Below are 25,838 nucleotides of genomic sequence, written 5' to 3'. Positions count from 1 at the left end.
AAAGCTATCGAATTAATATAAAAGAACCTGTTCTTCTTATGGGTTGGTTGTCCGCATTCTCGAACGAGACACGGTAAAGATAGGTTCCGGATGCCGCGGGCTCACCGTTAAAATTTCCGTCCCAACCTTCTGAGGGGTTGGTAGTTTCATAAACGAGACTTCCCCATCGGCTGTAAACACTCAGTACAAAGTTGTTATAAATTCCATCACTTACTTTGAAAATGTCATTGATTCCATCGCCATTGGGGCTAAAAGCATTAGGAACACCCAGATTGGTAGAAAGTATGAGGCATACTTGCTCACTGGTTTCGGAAAGGTTGCCACACGCGTCTTCATAAACCAAGCGGTAACATACCTCGGAAGTACCCGGTGGAATGGTGGTGTCTGTTATTTCTGTTTCTGCGGTGCTAAATATCTCTGCAAAGTCTGTTTCAATATCTTTCCTGTACAGAATGTATCGCCCCAAGGGAAAATTAGTGGCTGGCAGAACTACTTCTACCACAGCACCCCGAGCGCTTATTTGAGGAGCCGGTGGAGCCGGTAAAGTGAAGGGCTGACCATTAAATGGTTCAAGGCTTTGGCTCAGAGACGTAACCCCGTTAAACACAGACACCATTTGTAGGGTGCCCAGTTCGGTACAGCTGTTGAAAGAAAGGGATTGTCCGTTGCTATTTTCAGCCTCAGAGTAAGTTTGCCATTCCAAACCGTTCAGGTGTAGCCGTATGTCGCTAAAGTCTGTGGTGCTGGTAAGCCAGGCAATGGTCATTTCTATATCATCGTCAACCGATTCATCATATAAACTAAAGGCAATGGTGTAACCTGTCTCCGAATAAATGGTTTGAGTGCCACAGTCATCGGCTACCATCAGGCGGATACCCACATAAGAATCGTTTAAAGAAAGAGCGTTGTTGCTATACTCAAATGAGGTGGGGTTGTTGTCAGGATCAATAGAAGTAACTACCTCAAATCCGTTGCCCCGGTTAATTTCGAGGGTATAATTGAGGTTAGGTTCAAGTTCCTCATAGGCAATTCGAAAACTTTGCTCATCCACTACTTCTACTGTGTTGAGAACGGGAGGAGGGAGGTTTTCAAAAGAGGATACGTTGAAAATAGCCACATGACAACTGGAGGCTTCGCCAGTGTTAAGCATACCACGCACGGTGAGCCGATAAACTCCGGGAGTGCTATAGCTGTAGTTTAGGGGACTTTCGCCATCGTGTTCTACTATGTTATTGTCTCCAAAGTCTATTCGATAAAAATCGTATATGTCCTGATCTTTCCGGAATTCCAGTTGCACGCTGTTGCCCTGGCAGGAGTTGTAAGAAACCTGTGGCGGATCGTTAGGATATACAGTGATTTTTAGGCTGTCATATTCTCTGATTACCCCCTGATCGACCAATATGATATGATATGTGCCGGGGTCCAGGTACTCAATGGTATTCGTTTCCCCGGGGTCCAGGGCTCCATCTGCATTGGTAAACTGTGGGTTGTTAGGATCGCCATCTATGGTGTAAAATAAGGTGCCCGGTTTAAGGCCGGTGTGTTTAATTACCAATGAAAGGGGGGCACAACCGGCTACAAAATCAGATTCTATCCAACCCTTGCTACTATTGAACTGGCCATAAGCGCCATAGGGCAGTGCAAAAAGCAGCATGAGCAGTATAAATTTACCCCACCGGCTTCGTGTCAATAATGAAAGGATATGAACGTGAAGAATATCCATTTGAACTATCCAATAAACGTAGCGCGTATTGGAAACTTATTCAAATTAGGTAAAACAAAACCGTATTTGCTAGTTCGTTTCCTCAAGCAGATGTTTAATCACATCTTCTATACTGAAGCTGTCTTGGTTACCGGTTTCCATATACTTAAGCGTGTATTGCAGGTTTTTCATTTCTTCAGAACCTACCAATAAGACATAGGGAATCCCTTTTTTATCCGCATAACCCAATTGCTTCTTAAGCTTGGCGGGTTCAGGGTATAGTTCTGCGCTAATTCCTGCCGCTCTTAGTTTAGATAGCAGATTAAGCGAATGCTTTTGTGCAGCATCATCGAACGACACGATCAAAAGCTTGCTGTACCTTGCTTTGGCTTGGGGGAAGAGATTGAGTTCTTCGAGAGTGTCGTAAATACGGTCGATTCCAAAAGAAATACCCACGCCTGAAATACCTTCTAGTCCAAAAACTCCTGTGAGGTTATCGTATCGTCCACCGGCCGTAATTGTTCCCATTTTAATAGTGGTAGGTTTCACTTCGTAGATCATGCCGGTATAGTAGGAGAGTCCTCTGGCCAGGGTAAAGTCCACAAGTACTTTGTCGGTCAGAAAGCCCAGTAAACTTAGGTTGTCCAGAGTTTCTCTGGTTTCGGCAATTCCCTTTTGGCCTATTTCAGATTCGTTGAGCAGGGAGAGCAGGGCATCCAGTTTCTCCACGTTATTGCCGGAAAGTGCCAGAATTTGATCGAGTCGGTGAAGCGATTGCTTATTCAGACCAATAAGGGCCAATTCATCAAACACCTTTTCCTTGCCTATCTTGTCTAGCTTGTCGAGAATCACACAAAACCGGCTAAACTCTTCTTTGGCTCCACACACTTCGGCAATTCCTTCCAGTATTTTACGGTTGCTTATAGAGATGCTATAGGCATCGAAAGCAAAGCATTTGTAAACCTCCTGCACCATAGCCAGCAACTCGGCCTCGCAAACCAACGAGTCGGTACCTACAATGTCTGCATCGCACTGAAAAAATTCGCGATACCTCCCTTTTTGAGGTTTGTCGGCTCGCCATACCGGCTGAATTTGGTAACGCTTGAACGGAAAGGTGATGTCGTTGCGGTTCATTACCACATAGCGGGCAAAAGGCACTGTAAGGTCATATTTGAGCCCTTTTTCGGAGATTTTAGGTGCCAGCGATTTAGTGCCTTCTTCGAAATCTGCCGGTTGAGTCTTGCTCAAAAAGTCTCCCGAATTGAGGATTCTAAAGAGCAATTGATCGCCTTCATCCCCATACTTACCGGTTAAAACACTCAGGTTTTCCATGGCCGGAGTTTCCAGAGGCATAAAACCGTATTTTTCAAACACCTTTTTAATGGTTTCGATAATAAAGTTTCGTTTGAACATTTGTTCCGGACCGAAATCTCTGGTGCCTTTGGGAAGGGATGGTTTCTTAGACATCTATTCAAATTTTTGCCAAAACTAGTAAAACCATGGCTCACTGAGTAGCTCTTCCTAACTTATAGGAAAAAAATGACAGTTTTTCTTCGTCAAAATATTCGCAAATGAATATTAAACCAGTATCTTTGCCCCTCATTTAGAAATAAGGTCTTAGTCATGGGAGTAACAAGATTAAAGAGAAAAGGCAGAAGAAATAAGCAAAAAGCGGCTCAAAGACAGAGCAGAATTAAATTTCTTACCAGCAAACCTGTGTTGAAAAACGTTGATAAAGAGGAGCTGAAGGCGTCTTTCAACGCTGAAGAGCCTAAGAAAGAAACTAAGGCCAAGGCAAAGAAAGAAGAGGCCCCTAAGGCTGAAAAAGCTGCTAAAGAAGAGAAGCCTGCTAAAGAAGAGAAAAAAGAAGAGTCTGCTGAATAAGCATCTTTTAAAAATATAACCTAATGAAAGCCCTGAAATCAGGGCTTTTTTATTTCACTTCGTTTACCCAATTCAATAACTTCCAGGTTTTGTGCCCTTCCTTGGGCAATGTCGAAGCGCAACAGCGTTCGCACCTGATGAAAACCGTGCCTTCCTGCAGCGCCAGGGTTCATGTATAAAAGTTGGTTTTGCTTATCGGGCATTACTTTAAGTATATGGCTGTGGCCACAAATGAGCAGGTCAGGGGAGTGCTCGGCAATAAGTTCTTTCGCCCTTCTGGCATATTTGCCCGGAGTTCCACAGATATGAATCATTAGAATCTTTAAGCCTTCTATAGAGGTTGCAATGTATTCCGGAAGCTCCCGCTGCATCTCGGGGCCGTCTATGTTTCCATAAACCGCTTGAGTGGGTTTGAAATTTTGCAAGGCCTCTAACACCCCGCCCTCACCAATGTCACCGGCATGCCATACTTCATCGCATGTCTCAAAATGATGAAAAACGCGATCATCGAGAAACCCGTGAGTATCGGAAATAAGGCCAATTTTCATGTTCCTAATTTGGGAATCATTTCTAGGATGAAGAAACTTTTCTGGCCTCGCTTTGATGCGGATTCAAAAAAAAATGCCATTTTATTTATCGTGTAGTCTCTTTTACTCAAAGACTGTTTATTGTCTGACAGTTTGGTGGTATTTTTGAGTCTGTAACACACAACAAAAACCTTAAATCGATGAAAAAACTTTTACTAACACTTACGGCAATTCTTTTTGCATTTACTGCTCATGCCCAAACCGCTGACGACAAGTGGTGGATTGACATTGACCTCATCAATAACAAGTTTGATTACCGCTACTATGAGAGCCTCTTCAATTTTGGAGACTTGGGTAGTGCCGGTTTTCGAGTAGGGGTAGATCGCTACCTCAACAATAGTTTAGATTTAGAGCTGGGAACCTCTTATGGTAAGTTGAGCCACGAAAATATTTTCGTGGGTAATGTATTCGATGTGGATGCCCGACTGGTTTATAAGTTGGCTAATGGGTATGTCCTCAAAGAAGAGTCTAAAGTAGCTCCGTTTGTTTTTCTAGGCTATGGACTCACTTCTTTCAGCAATATAGAAGGCATATACGAAGAGTTTGAAGATGGCTTGCTGAGTCATGTACCGATTGGAGCCGGACTTGAGTTTAAGCTAACCGAAGGCGCTAGCATAGAAGTGGGCGCTGCCTATAAAAAGAGTGTTCAGCAGGCTCCTAACTACATGCAGTATTCACTGGGAGTATCCTTCTCCTTAAGCAGCAAAAAAGATTCGGATGGTGATGGCATTTATGATAAAGAAGATGCTTGTCCTACTCAGGCAGGACCTGCAGAAAACAAAGGATGTCCATGGCCCGATACGGATGGCGATGGCGTATTGGACAAAGACGATCAGTGTCCTGCGGTAGCAGGAAAGCTCAATGGCTGCCCTGATGCGGATGGTGACGGTATAAAAGATAGTGAGGATGCGTGTCCTAATGTGGCCGGTATTGCGCGCTTCAACGGATGTCCTGATACGGATGGAGATGGTATTCAGGATTCAGAAGACCAATGTCCAAGCGTGGCCGGCACACTCAATGGCTGTCCTGATAGAGATGGTGATGGTGTGAAAGACAGTGATGATCAATGTCCGACAGTGGCTGGTACACTAAACGGTTGCCCCGACAGAGATGGTGATGGTGTAAAAGATAGTGATGACCGCTGCCCGGAAACTGCCGGACTTGCCAGCAATGGTGGTTGTCCTGAAGTGCAGGAAGAAGTGCAACAGGTATTAGACCTTGCGGTTAAGAGCATTCAGTTCAACTCCGGAAGTGATGTGTTACGATCTAGTTCCTATGCTTCGCTCAATCAGGTGGCTCAGCTGATGAAAGAAAACGACTTCGATATTAAGTTGAGTGGCTATACTGACAATACCGGCAATGCAGCTTCAAACCTTGAGCTGTCCAAAAGAAGAGCTAACGCTGTGAAGAACTACCTTGTAGAACAGGGTATTAGCCCAAGCAGAATTAGTGCCGATGGATATGGTATTGCTAACCCGGTGGCTGATAACAGCACGAGTGCCGGTAGAGCAGCCAACAGAAGAGTAGAGATAGAAATTATCTATAGATAGATCAGTTAATATCTAGTGAAAAGCCAGGCGAATCAACGTCTGGCTTTTTTTATTGAACCCGGTATATCTTTTCGGTGGGCAATGGCTCCAACTTGGGGTTAAAAATTACAGTTTTCGCTTTTTAATATGAACGTATGTTCATATATTTGAAGCAAACCTATCCAAATGGAAGAGCAACTGGACGTAGACAGGGTCGAGAAAATTGCTTTTGTGCTCAAAACAATTGCTCACCCGATGCGAATTGGCATCATCGACCTGCTCAATGAGCATGAGAAAATGTCGGTTAACGACATTACCGCTTACCTTGGACTGGAACAATCACTAACCTCCCACCATCTGGCTAACATGAAAATGAAGGGAATTCTCGGCAGCAAGCGAGAAGGTAAGAATATCTTCTATTTCTTGCGAATGAAGGAAGTACCCGACCTCATTAAAGTGTTAGAAGATGTAGATGTGATTGTGTTCTAGTAAATTCCCGGTTAAGCCGTAACAATTAAGCTTTAGTTTGACTTAATTAGAGTATGGCAATACAATCTGTTAATCCCACCAACAACCAGATCGAAGCCGAGTTTGAACCGCATTCATCGGCCTATGTGGAATCAGCTTTAGAAAGAACCGAGCAGGCCTTTAAATCATGGTCGGCAGAATCGTTTGCTTACCGTGGTAAGCTGTTTATTCAGCTAGCCTCTCAACTCAGATCCCAAAAAGAAGACCTGGCGCGTTTAATGACTTTAGAGATGGGTAAAACCATTAACGAAGGAATAGCGGAGATAGAAAAATGCGCCTGGGTGTGTGAGTATTATGCAGAAAATGCGGAGCGATTCTTAAAAGATGAGCCTCTCACAACAGATTCAGGCAAAGCCTTTATTAGTTATGAACCCATAGGCTGCGTGTTGGCAGTTATGCCCTGGAATTTTCCTTTCTGGCAGGTGTTTCGCTATGCTGCGCCAACTCTTATGGCTGGAAATACGGGCATTCTTAAACATGCATCCAATGTTCCGCAGTGTGCCCTGGCTATTGAGCAACTCTTTATAGAAGCAGGCTTTCCCGTTGGGGTATTTCAAAATCTTTTGATCGAATCTTCCAGAGTAGAGGCGCTTATTGATGACAGAAGAATTGTGGCTGTTACACTAACAGGAAGTGAACTGGCCGGTGCTAAAGTTGCGGAGGCGGCCGGACGAAACATAAAAAGCTCCTTGCTCGAGCTAGGTGGAAGTGATCCTTTCATCGTATTGGCCGATGCCGATATTGATAAAACCTGTCGTATAGCAGCCAAGGCAAGAATGATTAATTGCGGCCAGAGCTGTATAGCAGCCAAGCGCTTCATTGTGGTGGAACGTGTCTATGAGGAGTTTATTCATAAGTTTACCGCCTTTATGAAAACCTATATTCCTGCCGATCCGCTTCAAAAATCAACCAATTGTGGACCAATGGCCTCTCTATCGCTGGCCGAAGAGCTGCAAAGACAAGTGAGTGAGTCGGTCAAGGCCGGTGCCCATATAGAATTGGGAGGGAAAATGGCGGGTAATCAAGGAGCTTTCTTCGAACCAACTATACTTACCGGGGTAAAGGAAGGTATGCCTGCATTCGAGGAGGAAATGTTTGGCCCGGTGGCTTCCGTAATCAAAGCCAAAGATACTGACCATGCAGTGGCAATTGCCAATAACTCCCGTTTTGGTTTGGGAGGCTCTGTTTGGACAGCAGACCCTAAAATGGGTCTTGAAGTAGCTCGCAAGGTACAAACCGGAGCCATGTTTGTGAACCAAATGGTAGCTTCAGATCCCCGGCTGCCTTTTGGAGGAATAAAGAAATCAGGATATGGTAGAGAGCTGTCTCATCTGGGTATCCGCGAGTTTGTAAACCAGAAAACCATTGTGCTGCCTTAGATATAGCCCATTACCCGGTACATACCCAATCCAACCCATTCTTTGAAAAGTGTTTCCCATTTGTCAATGGCTGAAGCGCGAGGTATTACAAGGTCATCAAAGTTAAGAGTGCTTCGGTCTGTTAAATACCCGGCCGGAAAAGTATCGAAATCTACACCCTGCCTTTTCAGGCAGAGCGATGCTCTTTTCATGTGAAAAGCAGATGTGATGAGTAGGTAGTTCTGACCCGGAAAATGGCTGTTTAATAATTCGGCCGATTTCACCGCGTTTTCGTGGGTGTTAATGGCATGTGGTTCAACCACAATAACTGAATCGGGTACACCAGCCATAGTTAGAAAAGATTTTAACCTATCGGCCGCTCTGCTATTGTCTACTTGTTCGAAACCCAGCCCCCCGCTTACCAGAATTCTCCCAATTTTTCCCTCGTTGTAAAGCTGAAGGGTGTGGGTGATCCGGTCTGCACCCATATTGAAGTAGATTCGGTCTCTTGGAGTTTTACTGCCTTTGGTAACTCCTGAAAACACCACAGCCACATCGTAGTAAGCCATTTCCTTCATGGGTACCGGCTCAGGTTCCCACCAAAGCATAACCCGGTTGGCAATATATTGATTAGAAAAAAAGGCCAATAGCCCAACAGAAAGCCAAAAACAGCGCTTCTTCCATCGGGAGTTTTTTAAGAAAACAGAAAGTATGAGCAAGCCGATAACCCAGGTCAACGGACCTACAAACAGAGACAGTATCTTTGATAGAATAAAAAACATATGGAATGCATAGCGAAAATAATGTCAATTATTTGATAAACCTTATCTTTTGAAAATCAATGAGATACAATGATCATTGACTCATTTTTTCAAGCATTTTTCAAAACAGTGTAATGCCTTTAGACAAGGCTCGTCTATACAATTGAATGGAGTTGCAGGAATTTAAAACCAAAGTTTTACCGCTAAAAGATCGGCTTTACAGAATAGCACTAGCAATGCTAAAGTCGGTCGAAGAGGCCGAAGATACGCTTCAGGATGTAATGGTAAGGCTTTGGGATAAAAGAGCACAACTGGGAGAGTATCGTAGTGTAGAAGCTCTAGCCGTGACGGTGTGCAAAAACCGATGCATTGATAAACTAAAGTCTAAAAAGCACAAGTATCATGAAGACGTGCAGACACTGGAAGTTGAATCGGGCTTATCCAATCCATACAGGAGTTTGGAGTTGGGAGAAAGCATGAAGCTAATGCTCAAAGCCTTTGATACGCTTCCTGACCAGCAAAGGCTGCTGGTGATACTGCGAGATGTTGAAGGCTATAGCTACGAAGAAATATCTATGCAAACCGGTCTACAGATAAACAACATAAGAGTGGGGCTTTCAAGAGCCCGCAAGGCAGCAAGAGAGGCCTATTTAAAAGAGACAGAATATGAACGCCAATAAAGAAATAGAGCAATTAATAGAAAAATATTTCAGTGGAGAGACTTCTCTGGAAGAAGAAAAGCAACTCCAGGTTTTCTTTCAAAGAGAAGATCTTCCCGCTGAACTGGAATCTTACCGACAGCAAATACTGATGGCTGCCGAGTTAAGGAAGGTGAGAACCGAGCTGAATGATGATGATCTGTTTGCCAAAATTGAGGAGGCAAGTGAGGCCAAAGAGCCTAAAGTGGTAGAGTTAAAAACCAACTGGCAAACCTGGGGTTTGAGAGTGGCTGCTGCAATAACACTTGTACTGGTAGGCTTTTGGGTAGGAGAGCGCTTTTCTCAAAATACCGAGGTGTCTGAGATCAAAGAAGAGCTGGCACTGCTCAAGCAACAGTTATCAAGCAATTCGGCCAGTGGCAGGCTGCAGGCGGTTAGTCAAATAAAGCATGCTGAACGTCCCGATGAGGAAATGCTCATCACACTCTTTGCGGTGATGAAAAACGACCCAAACATGCATGTGCGCATTAAGGCTGTAGAGGCTCTGACCAAAATGGGAAAACAACCCGGGTCCGTTCAGGCACTCACTGGAGCCTTGTTAGAAGAGAATGAGCCTGCCGCACAAATAGCCATTATTGAGGCTTTGGTGACCTTGCAGGAGAAATCGGCCATAGAATCGCTCGAAAAACTAACCGAACAAGATCAGGTGCTCAAAGAAGTAAGAGACGAAGCCTACATAGGTATTTTCAAACTCAAAGACATGTAATTCAAAATAGTCAACAAGACAGTCCAAAGAACAAACTCAAATATCTGAAAACAATAAAACGATGAAAATGAATAAGTTAAACAGAATGGTAATGGCAGTATTGTTTACTGCTGCAACACTTACGGGACTCAACGCCCAGGAATTTAAGTTAGATGTATCCAATCCTTCAGGTAAGACCCTTATCCTCAAAGAATTGAACCGTGTTGCTGTAGAGGCTCACGATGGCAATCAGGTGCTTATGACAAGCGAAAATCATGGAGACCATCCGGAAAGAGCGCAAGGCTTAAAGCCATTGAGTGCCAGGGGAGAAGACAATACAGGCATAGGGCTCAATGTGACCACTTCAGGAAACGAAGTTACTGTATTCCAAGCCGCCAGAAGATCGCAAGGGAAATACGTAATTAAAGTACCCAAAGGCATGAAGGTGCAGATAGAACATACAGGCCAGCATGAGGGTGGTAAAATTGAGGTTAGCGGACTTTCTACCGAACTTGAAATTTCCGGAAGATACAACTCTGTATACCTGAAAAACATAACCGGTCCTGCTTTGGTAAATACCATTTACGGTAAAATTGAAGCCGATTTTGCTTCGCTTAGCCAAAAAGGCCCCACTTCACTGGTTTCTGTGTATTCAACCGTAGATGTTACTCTACCTACCAATACCAAGGCCAATCTGCTGGTAAAAACTCCCTATGGAGAGGCTTACTCCGATCTGAACATTGAATTTCCTAAAACGGAAGAAATGCGCAAAATCAGCTCGGCAATTGAAGGAACACTCAATGGTGGAGGAGTAGGGCTGGAGTTAAAGGCTTCTTATGGCAACGTATACCTGAGAAAAAAATAAATGCAGTAACTGCCTGTCGCAAAAGATAATTGGTATCTCAGCGGCAGGCAGTTTTTTCATCAAAAACTCAAACTATCATGAAAACAATTGCAATAACACTTGCTCTTTTGTGCATCTCCGGAGGGCTTTTTGGTCAAAGTACTTTGGAGAAAACCTACGCACTCGGCCCCCAAGAAAAGTTGGCACTCCAATTCGATTATCCTCAGCTTATTCAACTGAGAACATGGAATAAGCAGGAGGTGCTCATTAAAGCCAGGGTTTTTATTAATGGAGAAGAAGTAAGAGACGATTTCAAGCTCCTCGATTCCAGAAAATCAGGAGTACTTCTTATTGAGTCTCAGCTGGAGAATCTGGACAAGTACAAGAGTCAATACATCTTTATCGATGAGGATATCGAAGAATCGAAGAATGTAAGTATAAAACGGGGCGGTAAAACCCTGGTATTTGGTAATGGAAAAGGGAGTTACCACAATGGAACTCGTATTGATATAGAGCTTGAAGTATTCGTTCCCAAAGAAGGAGAGGTTGAGGTTGAAGCCCGGTATGGCCTGGTAGAAGTGGTAGAAATGCCCAAAATGCTAGAGATAGTAGCTACTTATGGTGGTGCTGATGTGAAGGTCGCAGAGCCCAGTCTCAAGGAGCTTGAGGTGTCTACCTCCTGGGGACAAATATTTTCTAATCTTACCTCACCCATTCAGGTAACCGGTGGTGAGCGAATAGGTGAGCAAATGGTAGCCAGCTATTCAGCCAGCAAAGGAGCAGAATCGGTCAGGATAAAGTCGAAGTACGGTCACATTTACCTTAGAAATAATTAGCCATGAAAAAACTGCTCGCAATTATCTTCTGGGTAGTGGCTGTTCAGGGAATAGCCCAAACCGAGACTTTTGAAAAACAGGTGGACTATAATGGAAGGCACCTCATGGTAGATGCCGGTCTGGTAGATCGCATCAAAGTGGTGAACTGGGATAAAAAAGAGATTGGAATTCGGGTGCTTTATTCGATTAACGATGGGCAGCTAAATGACCTGATGAGTGTGTCCTTGCAAGAGTCAGGTGGGAATGTAAAGCTCGATGTTTCGTTCGATGATAAACAAATTAAGGCCAGGGGTTACTACAATTGTGACGATGAGAATGCTCTTACCTGGGACAATAAAGACAATGCTACCCGCGTGTGTATAGATGCACAGGTAGAAGTAAGTATTCCGGCCAATGCCGATATATCGGTAGAGTCCATTATTGGAGACTTGGAAATTAGTGGTGTTTATGGGCAGTTAATGGCAAAAACCATCACAGGAACCATAAACCTTACATGGCCTGAAAAAGAAGGAGCAGAGGTGGAGATTAAGACGGTGAATGGAGGAATTTACTCCAACAGAGAGTTTCAGACCAGGGTAGATAAGGGGCTTCCGCTAATTAGTTCTCACAAGATCAACGGGAAGTTGGGAAGTGGCGGAAAACGAATTCGATTGGAGACGGTTACCTCGGATATTTACTTCAGGGCACAGCGGTAAATGTTAAATTGACTTAACAACTGTTAAAATTGAGGATGTTATGCAACATTTTTGGCTTTGCAGGCATCTATAGAGTATAAATACCAGGCAAAGAAGTAACCAAACTATTGCTTCCGAGTCTAACCACAAAGAACCTGCTAGATGTTTTATCAACCAACTTTTTACCCGACAACAATGAATGGCCAAGATAAGATCACCATTAGCGGTGTGGTTTTTCATGTCGAAAAAAACTGCTGTCCGCAACTGAATGCCTATTTAGATACACTCTGCAAACAAAGTCTTAAAGAACTAAAGGAAGAACTTGTGGCAGAATTGTTACTGGAAGAATTACGGGAAGAGGGCAAAGAAGTGATTACAAAGGTTGAGGTTGAACATCTAATTCAAAAAACGAAACACTTACAAATGCCTGATTAGTTTTTGGTTTGAGATATATTAGCATAAGAAGTGTTTTCTGTCCACAGAGCTCTGCAACAGCAGAGCTCTACTTTTTTAAAGCAAGAATTACCGCTATAACTTAAGGTTCAGGTTCTTTCTTTGTAAGAAAAGAAATGAAACAAACCATAATTATCACTTCTATTATGCTGCTCATGTCTGCCGGAGTTCAGGCTCAGCAGTTTAATTTTTCTCAACAACAAACCAAGGTGTGGGAGTTAGCCAAAGCCAGAACTCTGGCCGTGGCCAAAGCTATGCCGGAAGATAAGTATAGCTATACACCAACAACAGGAGTTAAGTCGTTTGGTCAACAAATGACACATATGGCCAATAGCCTGCTTTCTATGAATACCCGGTTTATTCTTATAAAAAGCTACTCAGGGGTAGAGCAAAATGCCGCTACTATGAGTAAACAGCAAATAATAGATGCCTTGACGGCCGCTTTCGATGAAGTAATAACCACGCTTAATGGCATGACAGATAGTGAGCTGCTCACCCAGGGGAAATCACACGGAGCTTTTCCGCTTACCAAATGGCAATCATTTTTGTTTATGAGAGACCATATTACCAACCATAGAGCCAAAGCAGTACTCTATCTGAGACTCAATGGAATAACGCCTCCGGAATATGGGTTCAACTAATTGCTACCAGTCTTTCTTGCTTTTCATGGCTTCGGCCAGTTGGTAAACAGCCATGGCATACATGGGGCTTCTATTGTACCGGGTAATCACATAGAAGTTATAAAAACCATACCAGTGCTCTTTGTCACTTTCGTTGTCCAGAATAACTAAAGTGGCCGGAGTGCTGCCGGGTATATGGTTTGCTGCAGGTTTAATTCCCAGAGCCGTATAGTCAGAAAGTTTGTTTTTGGGTTTGATCACTTGTTTGTTCAGGTTAGTCACCTTGCGGGTAAAAGTGGCTTTGGTGGCCACTGGTTCACCTTGCTGCCATCGGTGTACCTTCAGGTAGTTGGCCACACTGGCAATGGCATCGGCCGGGTCAGAAATCAGGTCAGCACTGCCATCGTCTTCAAAGCTTTTGGCATAGGCCAGGTAGCTACTGGGCATAAACTGAGAGAAGCCCATGGCCCCGGCATATGATCCTTTTATCGCCAGAGGGTCCAGTTTTTCTTTAGAAGTAAGTTCCAGGAATTTGGCCAGTTCCGATTTAAAAAAGCTGGCTCTTCTTGGGTATCCAAAACCAAGCGTGTAGAGGGCGTCCAAGACACGGTAAGTGCCCATAATTCGTCCGAAGTAGGTTTCTACTCCAATAATACCCAAAATGATTTCTTCATTTACTCCCGTTTGTTCGCTTACGGTACGAACCTCTTTCTGGTATTTTTTCCAAAATTCTAAGCCGGCCTGAGTGCGTTCTTCCGTCACAAATATTTTACGATACCTTTCCCATGTCATTGTGCCCTCTGCCGGTCGGCTAATCTTATCAATAATCTCTTGTTGAAACTGAGCCTCATTCAGGATGGCCCTTATTTTGGTTTCATCAGCTCGGTGTTCTTTCACATACTCTTTTATGAATTCTTCAACTTCGGTAGTGTTTACCTGAGCATAGAGGCCGGCAAAACAGAATAGAAAAATGGTAGTCAGGGTGTAGCGCATACAGAACGATTTTGAACTAAAGATAGTGAAGAAGCATTCACTCAGAAATAGATTACTTTTTATTGGACGGATTACTTTTTAGATCACTAATTTCAACTATGCTTTCAAACAAAGATATTGCCAGACTCAGAGCCGAAACGGACGGTGTACAACATGTAATACACTTCAATAATGCCGGCAGTGCCTTACCTCCCAATGTGGTACGAGATACGGTTATTGACTATTGGAAACAGGAGTCTCTGCTTGGGGGCTACGAAATTCAGGCGCAAAGAGCGAATGAGTTAGATGAAACTTATCATTCGCTGGCCAGGCTCATTAATGCGCAGAAAGAAGAAATAGCCATTGTGGAAAATGCCACCTCTGCGTGGAATGCGGCCTTCCAGGCCATAGATTGGCAAGAGGGCGATGAAATAATTTGTAACCGGCCAGACTATGCCAGCAACTACCTGGCCTATTTACATCACCCCAAAAAACCAAAGGTTAAAGTAATTCCAACCACCGCTTCTGGCGATGAAGATCTGGAGGCCTTTGAGAAAATGATCAACTCCCGCACCAAACTGGTGTCCATTACCCATATTCCAACCAATTCAGGCCATGTGGCTCCGGCTGAGCAAATCGGATCAATCTGTCGCTCCCGAAACATTCTCTTTTTGCTAGATGCCTGCCAGTCGGTGGGTCAGTATCCAGTAGACGTGGAAAAAATAAAGTGCGATATGCTTTCTGCTACCGGCAGAAAATACCTGAGGGCTCCAAGAGGTACCGGTTTCTTATATGTGAGAAAAGAAATATTACCGCAGCTCACACCTTATGTGGTAGACCTTCATTCAGCCACCTGGACAGGAGAGCAAACGTATACCATTCGCACCGATGCGCGCAAATTCGAAAACTGGGAAGGGAACAGGGCCAACCAACTAGGGTTAAAGGCAGCAGCCGACTATGCCCATACCATAGGGCTTGAGGCTATATGGCACCGTATTCAGGCATTGGCCCATGAAGTACGCAAAGGCTTTAGACAAATGCCTCACGTACATTGTCATGATGAAGGCAGCCTGCTGGCCGGAATAGTTTCATTTACAGTCTCAGGCCATAGTGCTGCCCAGGTTCAGCAATACCTTTTAAAAGAAGGGATAAATGTGAGCTGGAACGGAACCCCCAATACCTATCTGGACATGACCGCAAAGGGGCTTTCGGAAATAGTAAGGGTCTGCGTGCACTATTATAACACCGAAGAAGAAGTGAGCAAGCTGTTGGAGCTACTGCAAAAGTTGAAATAGAATTTTACTATTTGTAAATCATAGGTGTTGACAAATATTCAAGTCAATACGTTAATAAAATTTAATCTATTGAAGCCTTCTTTTTGTAAAGAAGGCTTTTCTATTGGTTGTAATAATCTGTTTTTCAATAGTTTATTTATTAACTCTAAGTAAAGAGAGTTACCCTTTCATTAAACAATTCCCCAAGGATTTTCTCGAAGAATTCTCTTAGTAATTTTACCTATATGAACTATTTGGCAGCCCATTCAGTCGCCTGAGTTCATGAAGTAAGTCTTGAACAATATGGCGCTCTGGTCGCCTGGGTTTTTAAGAGAATGAGGAATCTGTCCATTAAAATAAAGTGTGTCTCCCTGCTTCAGATGAACTTCTTCATCGAGAAGGCCATAGATAATTTCGCCTTCGAGCATATATACCAGTTCGTACGAATCGTTGGCCAGTGGTTTTCGAAAAACTCCAGGCTGTACTGTTACCGTAACCACTTTGACCGGATGGTTGTGAATAATCTGAGACATCAACTTTTCATAGGTCAGCCCTTTAGAGTCGTAGCGAAGTTCAATTTCTCCTTCACCCTTGCGAATAATGGTATATGAACTTTCAGGCTCATTATCTACCGGTTTCACCAGTTCGGAGAGAGGTTCTTCCAAAGCTTCCGAAATTTTATACAAAACAGGCAGAGAAGGCATGGTTCGAAAGTTTTCAATTTTTGAAAGCAATCCGGCCGTTATGCCGCTCTTTCTGGCCACCTCGGCAAGGCTCAGCCCTTTTTCCTTTCGTACGTTCCGAAGCTTTTTGCCAATGGCGCTCAATATATCCGATTTCATACAATACCCTTTTGGAATTTTTAAATGTAAGCAAAGGCATGAATTACATGCCCAAAACCAGTGTAAAGAATGATTAAAGAAAATATAAAGATGGCGGTCTTCGATATGGCCGGTACTACCATAGACGAACAGAAAACAGTGTACCGCAGTGTGGGTGAGGCATTGGCTGAATTTGGTTTTGAGTACTCGCTGGAAACCATTGTGCATAAAATTGGAGGCATGAATAAGCGAGAGGGCATTGCCCTGCTCATGAGAGAGAGTGGAGAGGCCATTACCGAAGAAGCTGTAGAGGTAGTTTTCAGGCTCTTTAAAAAGAATGTAGAGGCGGCCTATGAGAGTGCTCGTGGGTTAAAGGAGATGAAGGGAGCCACCGCTTTGTTTTCTTACCTAAAATCTAACCACATAAAGGTAGTACTCGACACGGGCTATCACCGGTCTACGGCCGACTTACTCATTGATAAAATGGGATGGGAAGATCAAGACCTTATAGATTTTTCGGTGACTTCAGATGAGGTCGAAGAAGGGCGTCCGCAACCCCACATGATTCGTTTGGCAATGGAGGCTTTGGGAGTTGAAAACCCGCAAACCATTATGAAAGTGGGCGATACCCAGTCCGATATTGACGAAGGAAGGAATGCAGGTTGTGGGATTATCGTAGGCATTAGTTCCGACCAGTACTCCCGCGAGCAACTACTCAGTATGGGAGCTACTCATGCCATCGACCAGTTGAGCGAAATCATCCAAATACTCGAGGCCCAATGAGTCCACTGAAAGCATACCTTCTAAAGTCGGACCACCGTGTGGTAGCATTGGTGGGAGCAGTAGCTGCCTTTGGTACATACTCATGCATGTATGCTTTCAGAAAACCATTCACTGCAGCTACCTATGCCGATATGGAGTGGCTAGGTATTGACTATAAAATATGGCTCATTTTTGCCCAGACTATTGGTTATACACTCTCTAAGTTCTATGGTATTCGTTTTATCGCTGAACGTGGAGACAAAGGCAGAGCCAGACAAATTCTATGGCTCATAGCTCTTAGTTGGCTGGCTTTACTGCTTTTTCCTTTGGTTCCGAAGCCTGCCAATATGATCTTACTCCTTGTCAATGGCTTTCCGTTAGGCATGGTGTGGGGACTGGTGTTCAGTTATCTGGAGGGTAGAAGAGCTACTGAGCTTATGGGGGCCTTTCTTGGGGTTAGCTTTATTTTTTCATCGGGATTAGTAAAGACTGTTGGTGCCCATTTGATGGTCGACTATAGTGTTTCAGCCTGGTGGATGCCCTTTTTTACCGGGCTTGTTTTTGTGGTTCCGCTTCTTGCATTTGTCTGGCTGCTTGACCAGATACCTCCACCAAACCCGGAAGACGTGCGCCTGAGAAACAAGCGTGAATCAATGGCCCGGCCCGAAAGAAGAAGCTTCTTCTGGCAATATGCCAGCGGCATTTTATTACTGGTAGTGGCCTATGTTTTTTTAACCCTCTTGCGCGATGTGCGCGACAATTTTGTGGCTAATATTTGGGTGGAACAAGGCTATGGGGAGCAGCCCGGAATATTCACTCAAACCGAAGTGCCCGTAGCACTGGGTGTATTGCTCATCATTGGGTTGCTGGTACTGGTCAAGAATAATCTTCGGGCATTCATGCTCAATCATTGGCTCATAGGAATAGGCTTTACCATTATTTGCTTAAGCACCTATGCCTTTTCTGCGCAGCGGTTAGAAGCTTTGCCCTGGATGATGCTCGTAGGTTTTGGGTTGTATCTGGCCTATGTCCCCTTCAACTGCGTCATTTTCGATCGGTTCATGTCCACCTTTAAGCATAAAGGCAATGCCGGTTTTCTGATGTACGTAGCCGATAGCTTTGGCTACCTGGGGAGTATGGGCTTTTTGTTTTACAAAGAACTGGCAGGTTTTGGAGAAATGTCGTGGACACTGTTTTTCCAACAATCCCTTCTGGTAATCTCAGTTTTTGGATTGGCTGTGACCACAGCCGCGGCCATATATTTTAAAAGAAAGTATCACGGTCAGGTGTTGCAAAGCGCGCAGTTGGCATTGAATTGAAATAAATGAAAAAGAGAGCAATTGTAATAGGAGCCGGCATAGTTGGCTTGGCAACGGCCAGAAAACTGGCACAGAAAGGGTATGCCGTTGAGGTGCTGGAAAGAGGAGAAAGAGCACAAGGTGCCTCTATTCGCAATTTTGGAATGATATGGCCTATTGGCCAACCCAAAGGTAAACTGTACGAGCGTGCATTGCGCTCTCGCAGCATATGGAAGGAATTGGCCGAGAAGGCCGGAATTTGGTATGGAGAAGTAGGAAGCTTGCACCTGGCCCATCGGCAAGAAGAACAGGCCGTACTCGAAGAGTTTGTAGATCAAAACCCTCAGTACACCTTGTTAAGTCCATCGGCTGTCCGTTCCGAGGCAGTTGTCAAAGAAGGGTTAAGAGTGGCACTTTGGAGTAATGAGGAGCTAATTGTAGACCCGAGAGAAGCCATAGCCCGGTTGCCCCATTACCTCAATGAACAGTTTGGTGTGAGGTTCCGGTGGAACACTACAGCCGTGGAGGTGAGCCATCCCTATGTGAAAACTGCTAAAGGAGATAAGCTTGAGGCCGATGTGATTGTAGTATGTAACGGAGCCGATTTTGAAACACTATATCCGGAGCGCTTTGCAGAACTGGCCATTACAAAGTGCAAGCTTCAAATGATGCGCCTGAGGGCACAACCCGATAACTGGTCCATTGGCCCTGCCTTATGTGGTGGACTCACCCTCGTTCACTACGAAGCCTTTAAGGGGGTAGCTTCGCATGCAGCACTTAAAGCCTACTTTCAGCAGCATCATTCCGAATACCTCAAATGGGGACTCAATGTAATGGTCTCTCAGAATGGTCATGGAGAGCTCACTGTTGGCGATTCGCACGAATATGGCCGGCAATTGAGCCCTTTTAATCAGGAATTTATAGACCAGATGATTTTGGACTATCTGGCCTCTTTTGCTCAGTTCAAAGATTGGTCAGTAGGCTCACGGTGGATGGGGATTTACCCTAAAATGACTAACGGAGCCACCGAAATAGTAGAGAGCCCTGAACCAGGGGTGAGCATAATCAACGGTCTTGGTGGAGCCGGCATGACCCTGTCGTTCGGTTTAACTGAGGAAGTATTGGAAAACTTGTAATGATGAGACGAAAAAAAACTCAGCTGCCTATGAATAGAAACTTCTACTGATATAAAACAAAGAAGTGCCCCTGCAGGCACTCCATTTTTCGCATTCCGAGTCTGAATCTTCTTGGCGGAAACCTCAGACTTCGGCTAACAAAAATTTACTAAAGCAACCAAAAGACAACTTTAATAAACGTTCAAATTTATGAAAAAAAGTGCTAACAGGCCTTTGCCCGCTGGGCCTTGGCTTACTCTTCTGGCAGTGGCAATAGGGCTCTTTATTCGCCCAACTGCACAGGCCAATATAGCTTTTCCACAATCGGGAGGAGCAGAAAAAACCATCACAGGAACCGTAACCGATGAAGCAACCAATCAGCCGTTTCCATTTGTAACAGTTTCAGTAAAAGGTTCTACTGTAGGAATCGTTACCGATGCCAATGGTAAGTACTCGCTTCGAGTACCGGCCGATGCTAAAATACTCGTGTTTTCATTTGTAGGCTACGTGCCGGTAGAAGAAACTATTGGTACCCGCACGGTAATTAATGTATCGCTCAAAGAACAGGTAACCTCACTGCAAGAAGTGGTTGTTACGGCTCTTGGGGTAGAACGCGAATCCAAAGCCCTGGGCTACTCTGTTCAGGAAATTCAGGGCGATGAAATGACGGAGGCTCGGGAAACCAATATGGTCAATGCCTTGAGTGGAAAAGTAGCCGGAGTACAGGTTACCGGTTCAGGTACTTCCATTGGAGGTTCTGCCAGGGTAATTATTCGTGGAGAATCTTCTCTTAACATCAATGCCAACCAACCGTTGTTTGTGGTCGATGGAGTGCCTATAAGCAACAACGTGAGCGGCTCTTCCGGAAGCGGCAATCTGGAGGTAGATTATGGCAACTCAGCTGGAGAAATTAACCCGGACGATATTGCCTCAGTTTCCGTATTAAAAGGACCGGCAGCCGCAGCTCTTTATGGATCCAGAGCAGCCAACGGTGCCATACTCATCACCACTAAATCGGGTAAAGGCCGCAGAGGCCTTGGGGTTACTCTCAATTCCAATGTAAGCTTTGAAAACCCATTGCGCCTGCCGGAGTGGCAAGATGTATACGGCCAGGGAAACAACGGGCAGTTTGCTTTTGTAGACGGGTCTGGCTCAGGAATAGCCGATGGTGTAGATGAAAGCTGGGGTCCTAGAATGGACGGGCGACTAATTCCTCAGTTTGATTCGCCCAGAAATGTGGATGGTTACAGGGGAGGAGATTTGAATGCCCCGGCCGGAAGCTCAATTATTCCAACCCCTTGGGTGAGTAATCCGGACAATGTGAGTGACTTTTTTGAAACAGGAGTCACCCTATCCAACAACATAAGCGTTACTTCGGCCAGCGAGTTTGGCAATGTGCGATTCTCTTACACCAATCTGGACCAAAAGGGAATGGTGCCCAATACGGATTTGCGAAGAAATACTGTTTCTTTAAAAACCGACCTTAACCTGACCGAGAAACTCAAGTTTAATGCCTCTGTAAACTATGTAAATTCACAAAGCGACAATCGCCCGGCCATAAGCTATGGTACCGAAAGCTTAATGTATCTGTGGATTTGGTACGGTAGACAAATCAATACCAAAAACCTTCGCAACTACTGGATGCCGGGGTTGGAAGGTCAGCAGCAGTTTAATTACAACTACAACTACCACGATAACCCTTACTTTACTACCTACGAGAACACCAACGGTCAGAATAAAAACCGAATGTTTGGTACAGTATCGGCAAGCTATCAGTTTACCGATGAGCTCAGCCTGATGTTCCGCACCGGAATAGACTTCTACAACGAACTGCGAGATAGAAGAAGGGCCTTCAGCACCCAGCGCTTTCCAAAGGGTATGTACCGAGAAGACAAGCTGTTCTTCTATGAGCAAAACACCGATTTCCTATTGACTTACAGCAAAGAGTTGAATCCGGATTTTGAATTTACCGTGTCAGTTGGAGGTAACCAGATGAGACAAACCAATAACTACAATGAAACGGTTGCTCCTCAGCTCTTAATTCCGGGTATCTACAACTTCTCCAACTCGGCCGTAAACCTTCAGGTAGAACAATATGATCAGGAAAAGAAAATCAATTCCATATATGGCTACGGACAGTTTGCCTATAAAAACATGATTTTCCTGGATGTTACAGGTCGAAACGACTGGTCTTCTACCTTGCCGGTAAACAACAATAGCTATTTCTACCCTTCAGCCACTCTTAGTGCAGCTCTCAGCGATATTTTCTTGTTGCCAAGCTTTATCTCTTTTGCTAAAGTACGGCTTGCATATGCCGAGGTGGGGAACGATACCAACCCATATAGCCTTTCCAATGTTTATAACTCCAGCACACCATGGGGTGGTACCCAAGCCAAGTCAGAGTCTTCTACACTGGCCAACAGTGAGTTGAAGCCCGAAAGGACCAATTCGTATGAGCTTGGAGCCGATCTGAGGCTATTTGCCGGCCGATTGGGCGTGGACTTTACCTACTACGACAATCGCACCAAAGATCAGATTATTCCCATTACACTCGACATTGCCACAGGCTATAGCAGCCGCATTATTAATGCCGGTGAAATTCAGAATAGCGGAATTGAGCTAATGGTTTACGGTACACCACTGGAAAATGCCAGCGGATTGAAGTGGGATGCCTCGGTGAACTTTACCCGCAATAGGTCTAAGGTAATTGAGCTCGATGAAAGTGTGGATGCTTACACGCTAACAGCGAGAAATGGAGCCTACATACAGGCCAGAGAAGGAGAGCGAATGGGCGACATTTACGGAGTTGGCTTTGCCAGAGTAGAAGACAAAAACAGTCCGTACTATGGCCAGATTATACATTCAGCCGAAGGAACTCCTTTGAGAGGCTCAGAATTGGTGAAACAAGGCAACTATAACCCGGATTGGATGATGGGCATTCAAAACAGTCTGTCTTATAAAAATCTTTCCCTGGGCTTTTTGTTCGACATACGCTATGGCGGCATTGTGGTATCGCGTACCAAAACGATTGGTAGCACATCCGGTCAATTAAAAGAAACTCTTTACGGACGCGAAAACGGATATGACCTAACCGAAGAAGGTAATGGCATAGTCTCCCCCGGAGTTATTCAGAATGAAGACGGCTCATATTCTCCCAACACGGTGAAGATCAGTTCCAGAAACTGGCACAATCGCTACTATGAGAGAAACAACGTGGAGGCTGCCAAATACGATGCCTCTTACGTAAAACTGAGAGAGGTGAGGGTGAGTTACAACCTGCCCGTTAGCTGGTTCCAAAACAGCTTCATTCAGTCTGTTAGAGCTTCTGTGGTGGGCAGAAATCTGGCCCTTTGGACAGAAAACCCTCACTTCGACCCGGATGTTATGGCCATGAGTGGAGGAACCCTGCAGCCGGGTATCGAAAACATGGCTTATCCATCAGCCAGAAGCATAGGCTTCAACCTTAATATCAAATTTTAAGACCTTTTAAAAACTACTGAAATGAAAAGTTTCAATAAACTATTTGTAGTAGCGGTACTAGCCGTATGTTTTGGCCTGGCGGCTTGTGACGATGGCTTCGAAGAGCTCAACATGAATCCCAACAGTCCGGAAGAAGTACCGGCTTCGTTGCTGCTCCCTACGGTGCTGAGAAACGGAATAAACGAGAGTGCTGGTCTGGCCTGGGGCCTTGGCAACGTGGTGATGCAATATTCTGCCAAAATACAGTTTACCAATGAAGACCGGTACAACTGGGGTCCGGAGTCTTCGCCCTATAACTCGTACTACAACATTATGCGCGATGTTGAAAACATTAAGAAAATAGCCACAGAGTCGGGCAACAACAACTTTCTGGGAGTGGCAATGGTATACCAGGCCTGGTTATTTTCTGTACTAACCGATGCTTACGGAGATGTGCCTTATTCTGAAGCTACTATGGCCAAAGAAGGGGTGAACCTACCAAAGTTCGATGCTCAGCAAGAGATCTACCAAGGGATAATTGCTCAGCTCAATGAGGCAAATGACATACTCGATGTGAATGGACCGGGTATTGAAGGCGATATACTGTTCAATGGTGATATACTGCGCTGGAAGAAGTTTGCCAACTCTCTATTGCTCAGAATACATCTCCGCTTGTCTGATCGTATAGATCCAAGTGCGGCCATGCAGGCCATTGTGGGCAACCCGGCCGATCACCCGATAATGGAGAGCAATGCAGACAATGTAGCTCTGCAATACCTGGCCGATTTACCCAACCAGCAGCCTTTGTATACCACCCGTTCGGGCTCTTTCGATGAATACCGTTTGAGTGAAAAAATGGAGAATACACTCAAGTCGCTCAACGATACCAGGCTTTTTGCCTATGCTCAGCCAACTACCGACTCTGGAGCCGGGCTGGTTGGCGACTGGGATGACTACCAGGGAGTGCCTAATGGACTGGCCGATGAGGAGGCTCTTCAGTATTCGCCAAGTGGCGATCCTGCCAAGGGAGGTTCTAACTTCATCTCCAGACTGGGGCTCATGTTCTCTTGCTCGGCTTGCAATTCATTGGCCTCGCCAATTGCCAGACAAGCCATGATAATGAGCTACTCCGAGCTTCAGTTTATATTGGCCGAGGCCAGAGAAAGAGGGTTTATTACTACAGGTACAGCAGCAGATTATTACCGAAACGGTATTCAGGCTTCATTCGATTATTACGATGAACGCCTGGAAGTGGGAGGCTACCATGCCATAAAAGATGCTGTAGAAGCCGATGCTCTTTATTACGCTCAACCGGAGGTGGCTTATGTGGGTACTCCTGCTCAGCGATTAGAGAAAATTGCTATGCAAAAGTGGATCGCCAACTTTTTCAGTGGTTTAGAGGCTTGGTTCGATTGGAGAAGAACCGGTGTGCCACAGATAACTCCCGGACCGGGAGCTGTGCAGGCCACCGTTCCGGTAAGGTTCATGTATCCTTCAGGTGTTCAGGCACTCAACAAAGAAAACTATAATGCCGCTATACAAAGACAGGGGCCGGACAACCTAACCACGCGGGTTTGGTGGGATGTTCAGTAATCATAGTTGTTAGTTAATTTTTAGATTTAGGGTTATGGTCATAGTAAGGGTGGCCATAACCTCTTATTAAAAAAAGAAGAAATGAAAAAAAATATAATAGCCCTGGCCTTGTGCCTTGTAACACTAAGTGCCTGTGGCCAATATAAAACCGAAAATGTATTCATTATTACGCTCGATGGGCTTCGTTGGCAGGAACTCTATACCGGTGCCGATGAACAACTCATAGGCAACAAAACCTATGTGGGCAACGCAGAAGAATTGAGGGAGCTTTTTTGGAGAGAAAGTCCTGCTGAAAGAAGAGAGGTACTGATGCCCTTTTTCTGGAACACCTTGGCCAAAGAAGGTCAGCTATTAGGAAACAGAGAGTTGGGGAGCTTGGTCAATTGCACCAACAATATGTGGTTTTCCTACCCGGGGTATAATGAGATTTTGACCGGTAAAGCAGATGATGAGAGAATCAACTCCAACGCAAAAATTCAGAATCCTAACGAAACCATACTGGAGTTTGCTCACAAGCAAAAAGGTTTTGAAGGCAAAGTGGCAGCTTTTGGTTCCTGGGATGTCTTTCCATACATTATCAACGAAGAAAGGAGCGGAGTTCCCGTAAATGCCGGGTTCGAAAAATCTACTGATGAGCCGCTTTCTGAAAAAGAGCAATTTCTTAATAAGCTTCAGGACGAAATTCCAAGCCCCTGGGGAGGAGTGAGGCTTGATGCTTTTACGCACCATTTTGCCATGGAATATGTAAAAAAACACTCGCCAAGGCTCGTATATATTGCCTATGGCGAAACTGACGATTTTGCCCACGATGGGGAGTATGATCACTACCTGAAGTCGGCCAGGCAAACCGATCAGTTTATCAAAGAAATTTGGGAGTACATTCAGTCTACCCCTCAATACAAGGATAAAACTACTTTGATCATTACTACAGATCATGGCAGAGGAACAGAGCCGCTGGATACCTGGAGAAGCCACGGAACTGACATAAAAGGAGCAGATCAAATCTGGATGGCTGCTATTGGCCCCGATACTCCGGCCTTGGGAGAGGTAAAAACAGGCCAATACTATCAAAATCAGGTGGCAGCTACCGTAGCTAAACTGTTGGGACTCAACTACCAACTCAAAGGAGCCGGAAAGGCCGTTGAAGCCTTCGTAAAATAGATTTAACAAAGGGTTCATGCCCTGAGCCCCACATCAACAGCTATTTAAAGTAGATTAGGTTTATTTTCAATTAGTAATGGTGATGAGGCTGTTTCGAACGTTTATACGGTCATTCTAAATAGATACAAAGCCCCGAATGGCTTTCCATGAGTTTAGGGTGATGGAAACAAGTTTTAGAAACAGCCTCTCACACTTTCAATCAA

The 25,838-nt window shown here is 44.7% G+C and carries 24 protein-coding genes; 18 read left to right on the top strand and 6 right to left on the bottom strand.

The window, feature by feature from the left end:
* Positions 1–4: 4 nt before the first annotated feature.
* Positions 5–1,654 carry a gliding motility-associated C-terminal domain-containing protein gene (locus B3O12_RS07980; protein WP_286755908.1) on the bottom strand — a complete coding sequence of 550 codons (1,650 nt, stop codon included), beginning with the start codon at positions 1,652–1,654 and terminating at the stop codon, positions 5–7.
* Positions 1,655–1,792: 138 nt separating this feature from the next.
* Positions 1,793–3,169 carry a histidine--tRNA ligase gene (gene hisS, locus B3O12_RS07975; protein ID WP_286755906.1) on the bottom strand — a complete coding sequence of 459 codons (1,377 nt, stop codon included), beginning with the start codon at positions 3,167–3,169 and terminating at the stop codon, positions 1,793–1,795.
* A 252-nt stretch (positions 3,170–3,421) separates the two neighbouring features.
* On the opposite strand from hisS, the gene B3O12_RS07970 reads away from it, so the two are divergent.
* On the top strand, positions 3,422–3,586 hold the full coding sequence (locus tag B3O12_RS07970) for a hypothetical protein (protein ID WP_189630072.1): 165 nt from the start codon (positions 3,422–3,424) through the stop codon (positions 3,584–3,586).
* A gap of 38 nt (positions 3,587–3,624) precedes the next feature.
* On the opposite strand, the gene B3O12_RS07965 is transcribed toward B3O12_RS07970, so the two are convergent.
* The gene (locus tag B3O12_RS07965) at positions 3,625–4,134 is read right to left on the bottom strand and encodes a metallophosphoesterase family protein (protein WP_286746254.1); all 510 of its coding nucleotides are present in this window, start codon (positions 4,132–4,134) and stop codon (positions 3,625–3,627) included.
* A 179-nt stretch (positions 4,135–4,313) separates the two neighbouring features.
* On the opposite strand from B3O12_RS07965, the gene B3O12_RS07960 reads away from it, so the two are divergent.
* The 3 genes from B3O12_RS07960 to B3O12_RS07950 all read left to right on the top strand — a co-directional run bounded on the left by B3O12_RS07960 (position 4,314) and on the right by B3O12_RS07950 (position 7,609).
* Complete coding sequence (locus B3O12_RS07960; protein ID WP_286755905.1) at positions 4,314–5,723, top strand: OmpA family protein; 1,410 nt, start codon at positions 4,314–4,316, stop codon at positions 5,721–5,723.
* A 165-nt stretch (positions 5,724–5,888) separates the two neighbouring features.
* Complete coding sequence (locus B3O12_RS07955; RefSeq protein ID WP_189629569.1) at positions 5,889–6,191, top strand: ArsR/SmtB family transcription factor; 303 nt, start codon at positions 5,889–5,891, stop codon at positions 6,189–6,191.
* A gap of 53 nt (positions 6,192–6,244) precedes the next feature.
* The gene (locus B3O12_RS07950) at positions 6,245–7,609 is read left to right on the top strand and encodes an NAD-dependent succinate-semialdehyde dehydrogenase (protein WP_286755903.1); all 1,365 of its coding nucleotides are present in this window, start codon (positions 6,245–6,247) and stop codon (positions 7,607–7,609) included.
* Here the strand turns inward: B3O12_RS07950 and B3O12_RS07945 are convergent.
* Positions 7,606–8,370 carry a YdcF family protein gene (locus B3O12_RS07945; RefSeq protein ID WP_286755901.1) on the bottom strand — a complete coding sequence of 255 codons (765 nt, stop codon included), beginning with the start codon at positions 8,368–8,370 and terminating at the stop codon, positions 7,606–7,608. The genes B3O12_RS07950 and B3O12_RS07945 overlap by 4 nt on opposite strands.
* 146 nt (positions 8,371–8,516) lie before the next feature.
* On the opposite strand from B3O12_RS07945, the gene B3O12_RS07940 reads away from it, so the two are divergent.
* From B3O12_RS07940 to B3O12_RS07910, 7 genes are all read left to right on the top strand, one after another.
* Positions 8,517–9,029 carry an RNA polymerase sigma factor gene (locus tag B3O12_RS07940; RefSeq protein ID WP_286755900.1) on the top strand — a complete coding sequence of 171 codons (513 nt, stop codon included), beginning with the start codon at positions 8,517–8,519 and terminating at the stop codon, positions 9,027–9,029.
* The gene (locus tag B3O12_RS07935; RefSeq protein WP_286755898.1) at positions 9,016–9,774 is read left to right on the top strand and encodes a HEAT repeat domain-containing protein; all 759 of its coding nucleotides are present in this window, start codon (positions 9,016–9,018) and stop codon (positions 9,772–9,774) included. Before B3O12_RS07940 ends, B3O12_RS07935 begins: the two co-directional genes overlap by 14 nt.
* A 67-nt stretch (positions 9,775–9,841) precedes the next feature.
* A complete protein-coding gene (locus B3O12_RS07930; protein ID WP_286755896.1) occupies positions 9,842–10,618 on the top strand; it encodes a hypothetical protein in 777 nt (258 codons plus the stop codon).
* Positions 10,619–10,695: 77 nt separating this feature from the next.
* Positions 10,696–11,433: a hypothetical protein gene (locus tag B3O12_RS07925; RefSeq protein WP_286755894.1), complete on the top strand. Its 738-nt coding sequence runs from the start codon at positions 10,696–10,698 to the stop codon at positions 11,431–11,433.
* A gap of 2 nt (positions 11,434–11,435) precedes the next feature.
* Entirely contained in the window at positions 11,436–12,128 is a 693-nt protein-coding gene (locus B3O12_RS07920; RefSeq protein ID WP_286755892.1) for a hypothetical protein, read from the top strand.
* A gap of 141 nt (positions 12,129–12,269) precedes the next feature.
* On the top strand, positions 12,270–12,542 hold the full coding sequence (locus B3O12_RS07915) for a hypothetical protein (RefSeq protein WP_189629577.1): 273 nt from the start codon (positions 12,270–12,272) through the stop codon (positions 12,540–12,542).
* A 134-nt stretch (positions 12,543–12,676) separates the two neighbouring features.
* A complete protein-coding gene (locus tag B3O12_RS07910; protein WP_286755890.1) occupies positions 12,677–13,201 on the top strand; it encodes a DinB family protein in 525 nt (174 codons plus the stop codon).
* A 3-nt stretch (positions 13,202–13,204) separates the two neighbouring features.
* Here the strand turns inward: B3O12_RS07910 and mltB are convergent, their stop codons facing one another.
* Positions 13,205–14,173 carry a lytic murein transglycosylase B gene (gene mltB / locus B3O12_RS07905; RefSeq protein ID WP_286755889.1) on the bottom strand — a complete coding sequence of 323 codons (969 nt, stop codon included), beginning with the start codon at positions 14,171–14,173 and terminating at the stop codon, positions 13,205–13,207.
* Positions 14,174–14,271: 98 nt separating this feature from the next.
* Between mltB and B3O12_RS07900 the strand changes: the two genes are divergently transcribed.
* Positions 14,272–15,447, top strand: a complete 1,176-nt coding sequence (locus B3O12_RS07900) for an aminotransferase class V-fold PLP-dependent enzyme (protein WP_286755888.1) — start codon at positions 14,272–14,274, stop codon at positions 15,445–15,447.
* Positions 15,448–15,692: 245 nt separating this feature from the next.
* Here the strand turns inward: B3O12_RS07900 and B3O12_RS07895 are convergent, their stop codons facing one another.
* Positions 15,693–16,268 carry a helix-turn-helix domain-containing protein gene (locus B3O12_RS07895; protein ID WP_189629581.1) on the bottom strand — a complete coding sequence of 192 codons (576 nt, stop codon included), beginning with the start codon at positions 16,266–16,268 and terminating at the stop codon, positions 15,693–15,695.
* Positions 16,269–16,337: 69 nt separating this feature from the next.
* Between B3O12_RS07895 and B3O12_RS07890 the strand changes: the two genes are divergently transcribed.
* From B3O12_RS07890 to B3O12_RS07865, 6 genes are all read left to right on the top strand, one after another.
* Positions 16,338–17,030, top strand: a complete 693-nt coding sequence (locus B3O12_RS07890; RefSeq protein ID WP_286755886.1) for an HAD-IA family hydrolase — start codon at positions 16,338–16,340, stop codon at positions 17,028–17,030.
* Positions 17,027–18,328 (top strand): DUF5690 family protein, encoded by a 1,302-nt coding sequence (locus B3O12_RS07885; RefSeq protein ID WP_286755884.1) that lies wholly within the window; start codon positions 17,027–17,029, stop codon positions 18,326–18,328. Before B3O12_RS07890 ends, B3O12_RS07885 begins: the two co-directional genes overlap by 4 nt.
* A 5-nt stretch (positions 18,329–18,333) precedes the next feature.
* Positions 18,334–19,443, top strand: a complete 1,110-nt coding sequence (locus tag B3O12_RS07880; protein ID WP_286755882.1) for a TIGR03364 family FAD-dependent oxidoreductase — start codon at positions 18,334–18,336, stop codon at positions 19,441–19,443.
* A 189-nt stretch (positions 19,444–19,632) separates the two neighbouring features.
* Complete coding sequence (locus B3O12_RS07875; RefSeq protein WP_286755881.1) at positions 19,633–22,902, top strand: SusC/RagA family TonB-linked outer membrane protein; 3,270 nt, start codon at positions 19,633–19,635, stop codon at positions 22,900–22,902.
* Positions 22,903–22,923: 21 nt separating this feature from the next.
* A complete protein-coding gene (locus B3O12_RS07870) occupies positions 22,924–24,474 on the top strand; it encodes a SusD/RagB family nutrient-binding outer membrane lipoprotein (RefSeq protein WP_189629586.1) in 1,551 nt (516 codons plus the stop codon).
* Positions 24,475–24,555: 81 nt separating this feature from the next.
* Positions 24,556–25,635 carry a sulfatase-like hydrolase/transferase gene (locus tag B3O12_RS07865; protein ID WP_286755880.1) on the top strand — a complete coding sequence of 360 codons (1,080 nt, stop codon included), beginning with the start codon at positions 24,556–24,558 and terminating at the stop codon, positions 25,633–25,635.
* Positions 25,636–25,838: the final 203 nt, after the last annotated feature.

It is taken from the genome of Roseivirga sp. UBA838 (genome assembly GCF_002296035.1).
Classification (GTDB): Bacteria; Bacteroidota; Bacteroidia; order Cytophagales; family Cyclobacteriaceae; genus Roseivirga; species Roseivirga thermotolerans.
Note: the sequence above shows the minus strand (reverse complement) of the source record. Positions and strands in the feature narration are given on the sequence as shown.

Excerpts from the sequence above, each read along its gene's own strand:
- B3O12_RS07980 (WP_286755908.1), bottom strand. The coding sequence starts at position 1,654 with ATGCTGCTTTTTGCACTGCCCTATGGCGCTTATGGCCAGTTCAATAGT.
- hisS (WP_286755906.1), bottom strand. The coding sequence starts at position 3,169 with ATGTCTAAGAAACCATCCCTTCCCAAAGGCACCAGAGATTTCGGTCCG.
- B3O12_RS07965 (WP_286746254.1), bottom strand. The coding sequence starts at position 4,134 with ATGAAAATTGGCCTTATTTCCGATACTCACGGGTTTCTCGATGATCGC.
- B3O12_RS07960 (WP_286755905.1), top strand. The coding sequence starts at position 4,314 with ATGAAAAAACTTTTACTAACACTTACGGCAATTCTTTTTGCATTTACT.
- B3O12_RS07955 (WP_189629569.1), top strand. The coding sequence starts at position 5,889 with ATGGAAGAGCAACTGGACGTAGACAGGGTCGAGAAAATTGCTTTTGTG.
- B3O12_RS07950 (WP_286755903.1), top strand. The coding sequence starts at position 6,245 with ATGGCAATACAATCTGTTAATCCCACCAACAACCAGATCGAAGCCGAG.
- B3O12_RS07945 (WP_286755901.1), bottom strand. The coding sequence starts at position 8,370 with ATGTTTTTTATTCTATCAAAGATACTGTCTCTGTTTGTAGGTCCGTTG.
- B3O12_RS07940 (WP_286755900.1), top strand. The coding sequence starts at position 8,517 with ATGGAGTTGCAGGAATTTAAAACCAAAGTTTTACCGCTAAAAGATCGG.
- B3O12_RS07935 (WP_286755898.1), top strand. The coding sequence starts at position 9,016 with ATGAACGCCAATAAAGAAATAGAGCAATTAATAGAAAAATATTTCAGT.
- B3O12_RS07930 (WP_286755896.1), top strand. The coding sequence starts at position 9,842 with ATGAATAAGTTAAACAGAATGGTAATGGCAGTATTGTTTACTGCTGCA.
- B3O12_RS07925 (WP_286755894.1), top strand. The coding sequence starts at position 10,696 with ATGAAAACAATTGCAATAACACTTGCTCTTTTGTGCATCTCCGGAGGG.
- B3O12_RS07920 (WP_286755892.1), top strand. The coding sequence starts at position 11,436 with ATGAAAAAACTGCTCGCAATTATCTTCTGGGTAGTGGCTGTTCAGGGA.
- B3O12_RS07915 (WP_189629577.1), top strand. The coding sequence starts at position 12,270 with ATGTTTTATCAACCAACTTTTTACCCGACAACAATGAATGGCCAAGAT.
- B3O12_RS07910 (WP_286755890.1), top strand. The coding sequence starts at position 12,677 with ATGAAACAAACCATAATTATCACTTCTATTATGCTGCTCATGTCTGCC.
- mltB (WP_286755889.1), bottom strand. The coding sequence starts at position 14,173 with ATGCGCTACACCCTGACTACCATTTTTCTATTCTGTTTTGCCGGCCTC.
- B3O12_RS07900 (WP_286755888.1), top strand. The coding sequence starts at position 14,272 with ATGCTTTCAAACAAAGATATTGCCAGACTCAGAGCCGAAACGGACGGT.
- B3O12_RS07895 (WP_189629581.1), bottom strand. The coding sequence starts at position 16,268 with ATGAAATCGGATATATTGAGCGCCATTGGCAAAAAGCTTCGGAACGTA.
- B3O12_RS07890 (WP_286755886.1), top strand. The coding sequence starts at position 16,338 with ATGATTAAAGAAAATATAAAGATGGCGGTCTTCGATATGGCCGGTACT.
- B3O12_RS07885 (WP_286755884.1), top strand. The coding sequence starts at position 17,027 with ATGAGTCCACTGAAAGCATACCTTCTAAAGTCGGACCACCGTGTGGTA.
- B3O12_RS07880 (WP_286755882.1), top strand. The coding sequence starts at position 18,334 with ATGAAAAAGAGAGCAATTGTAATAGGAGCCGGCATAGTTGGCTTGGCA.
- B3O12_RS07875 (WP_286755881.1), top strand. The coding sequence starts at position 19,633 with ATGAAAAAAAGTGCTAACAGGCCTTTGCCCGCTGGGCCTTGGCTTACT.
- B3O12_RS07870 (WP_189629586.1), top strand. The coding sequence starts at position 22,924 with ATGAAAAGTTTCAATAAACTATTTGTAGTAGCGGTACTAGCCGTATGT.
- B3O12_RS07865 (WP_286755880.1), top strand. The coding sequence starts at position 24,556 with ATGAAAAAAAATATAATAGCCCTGGCCTTGTGCCTTGTAACACTAAGT.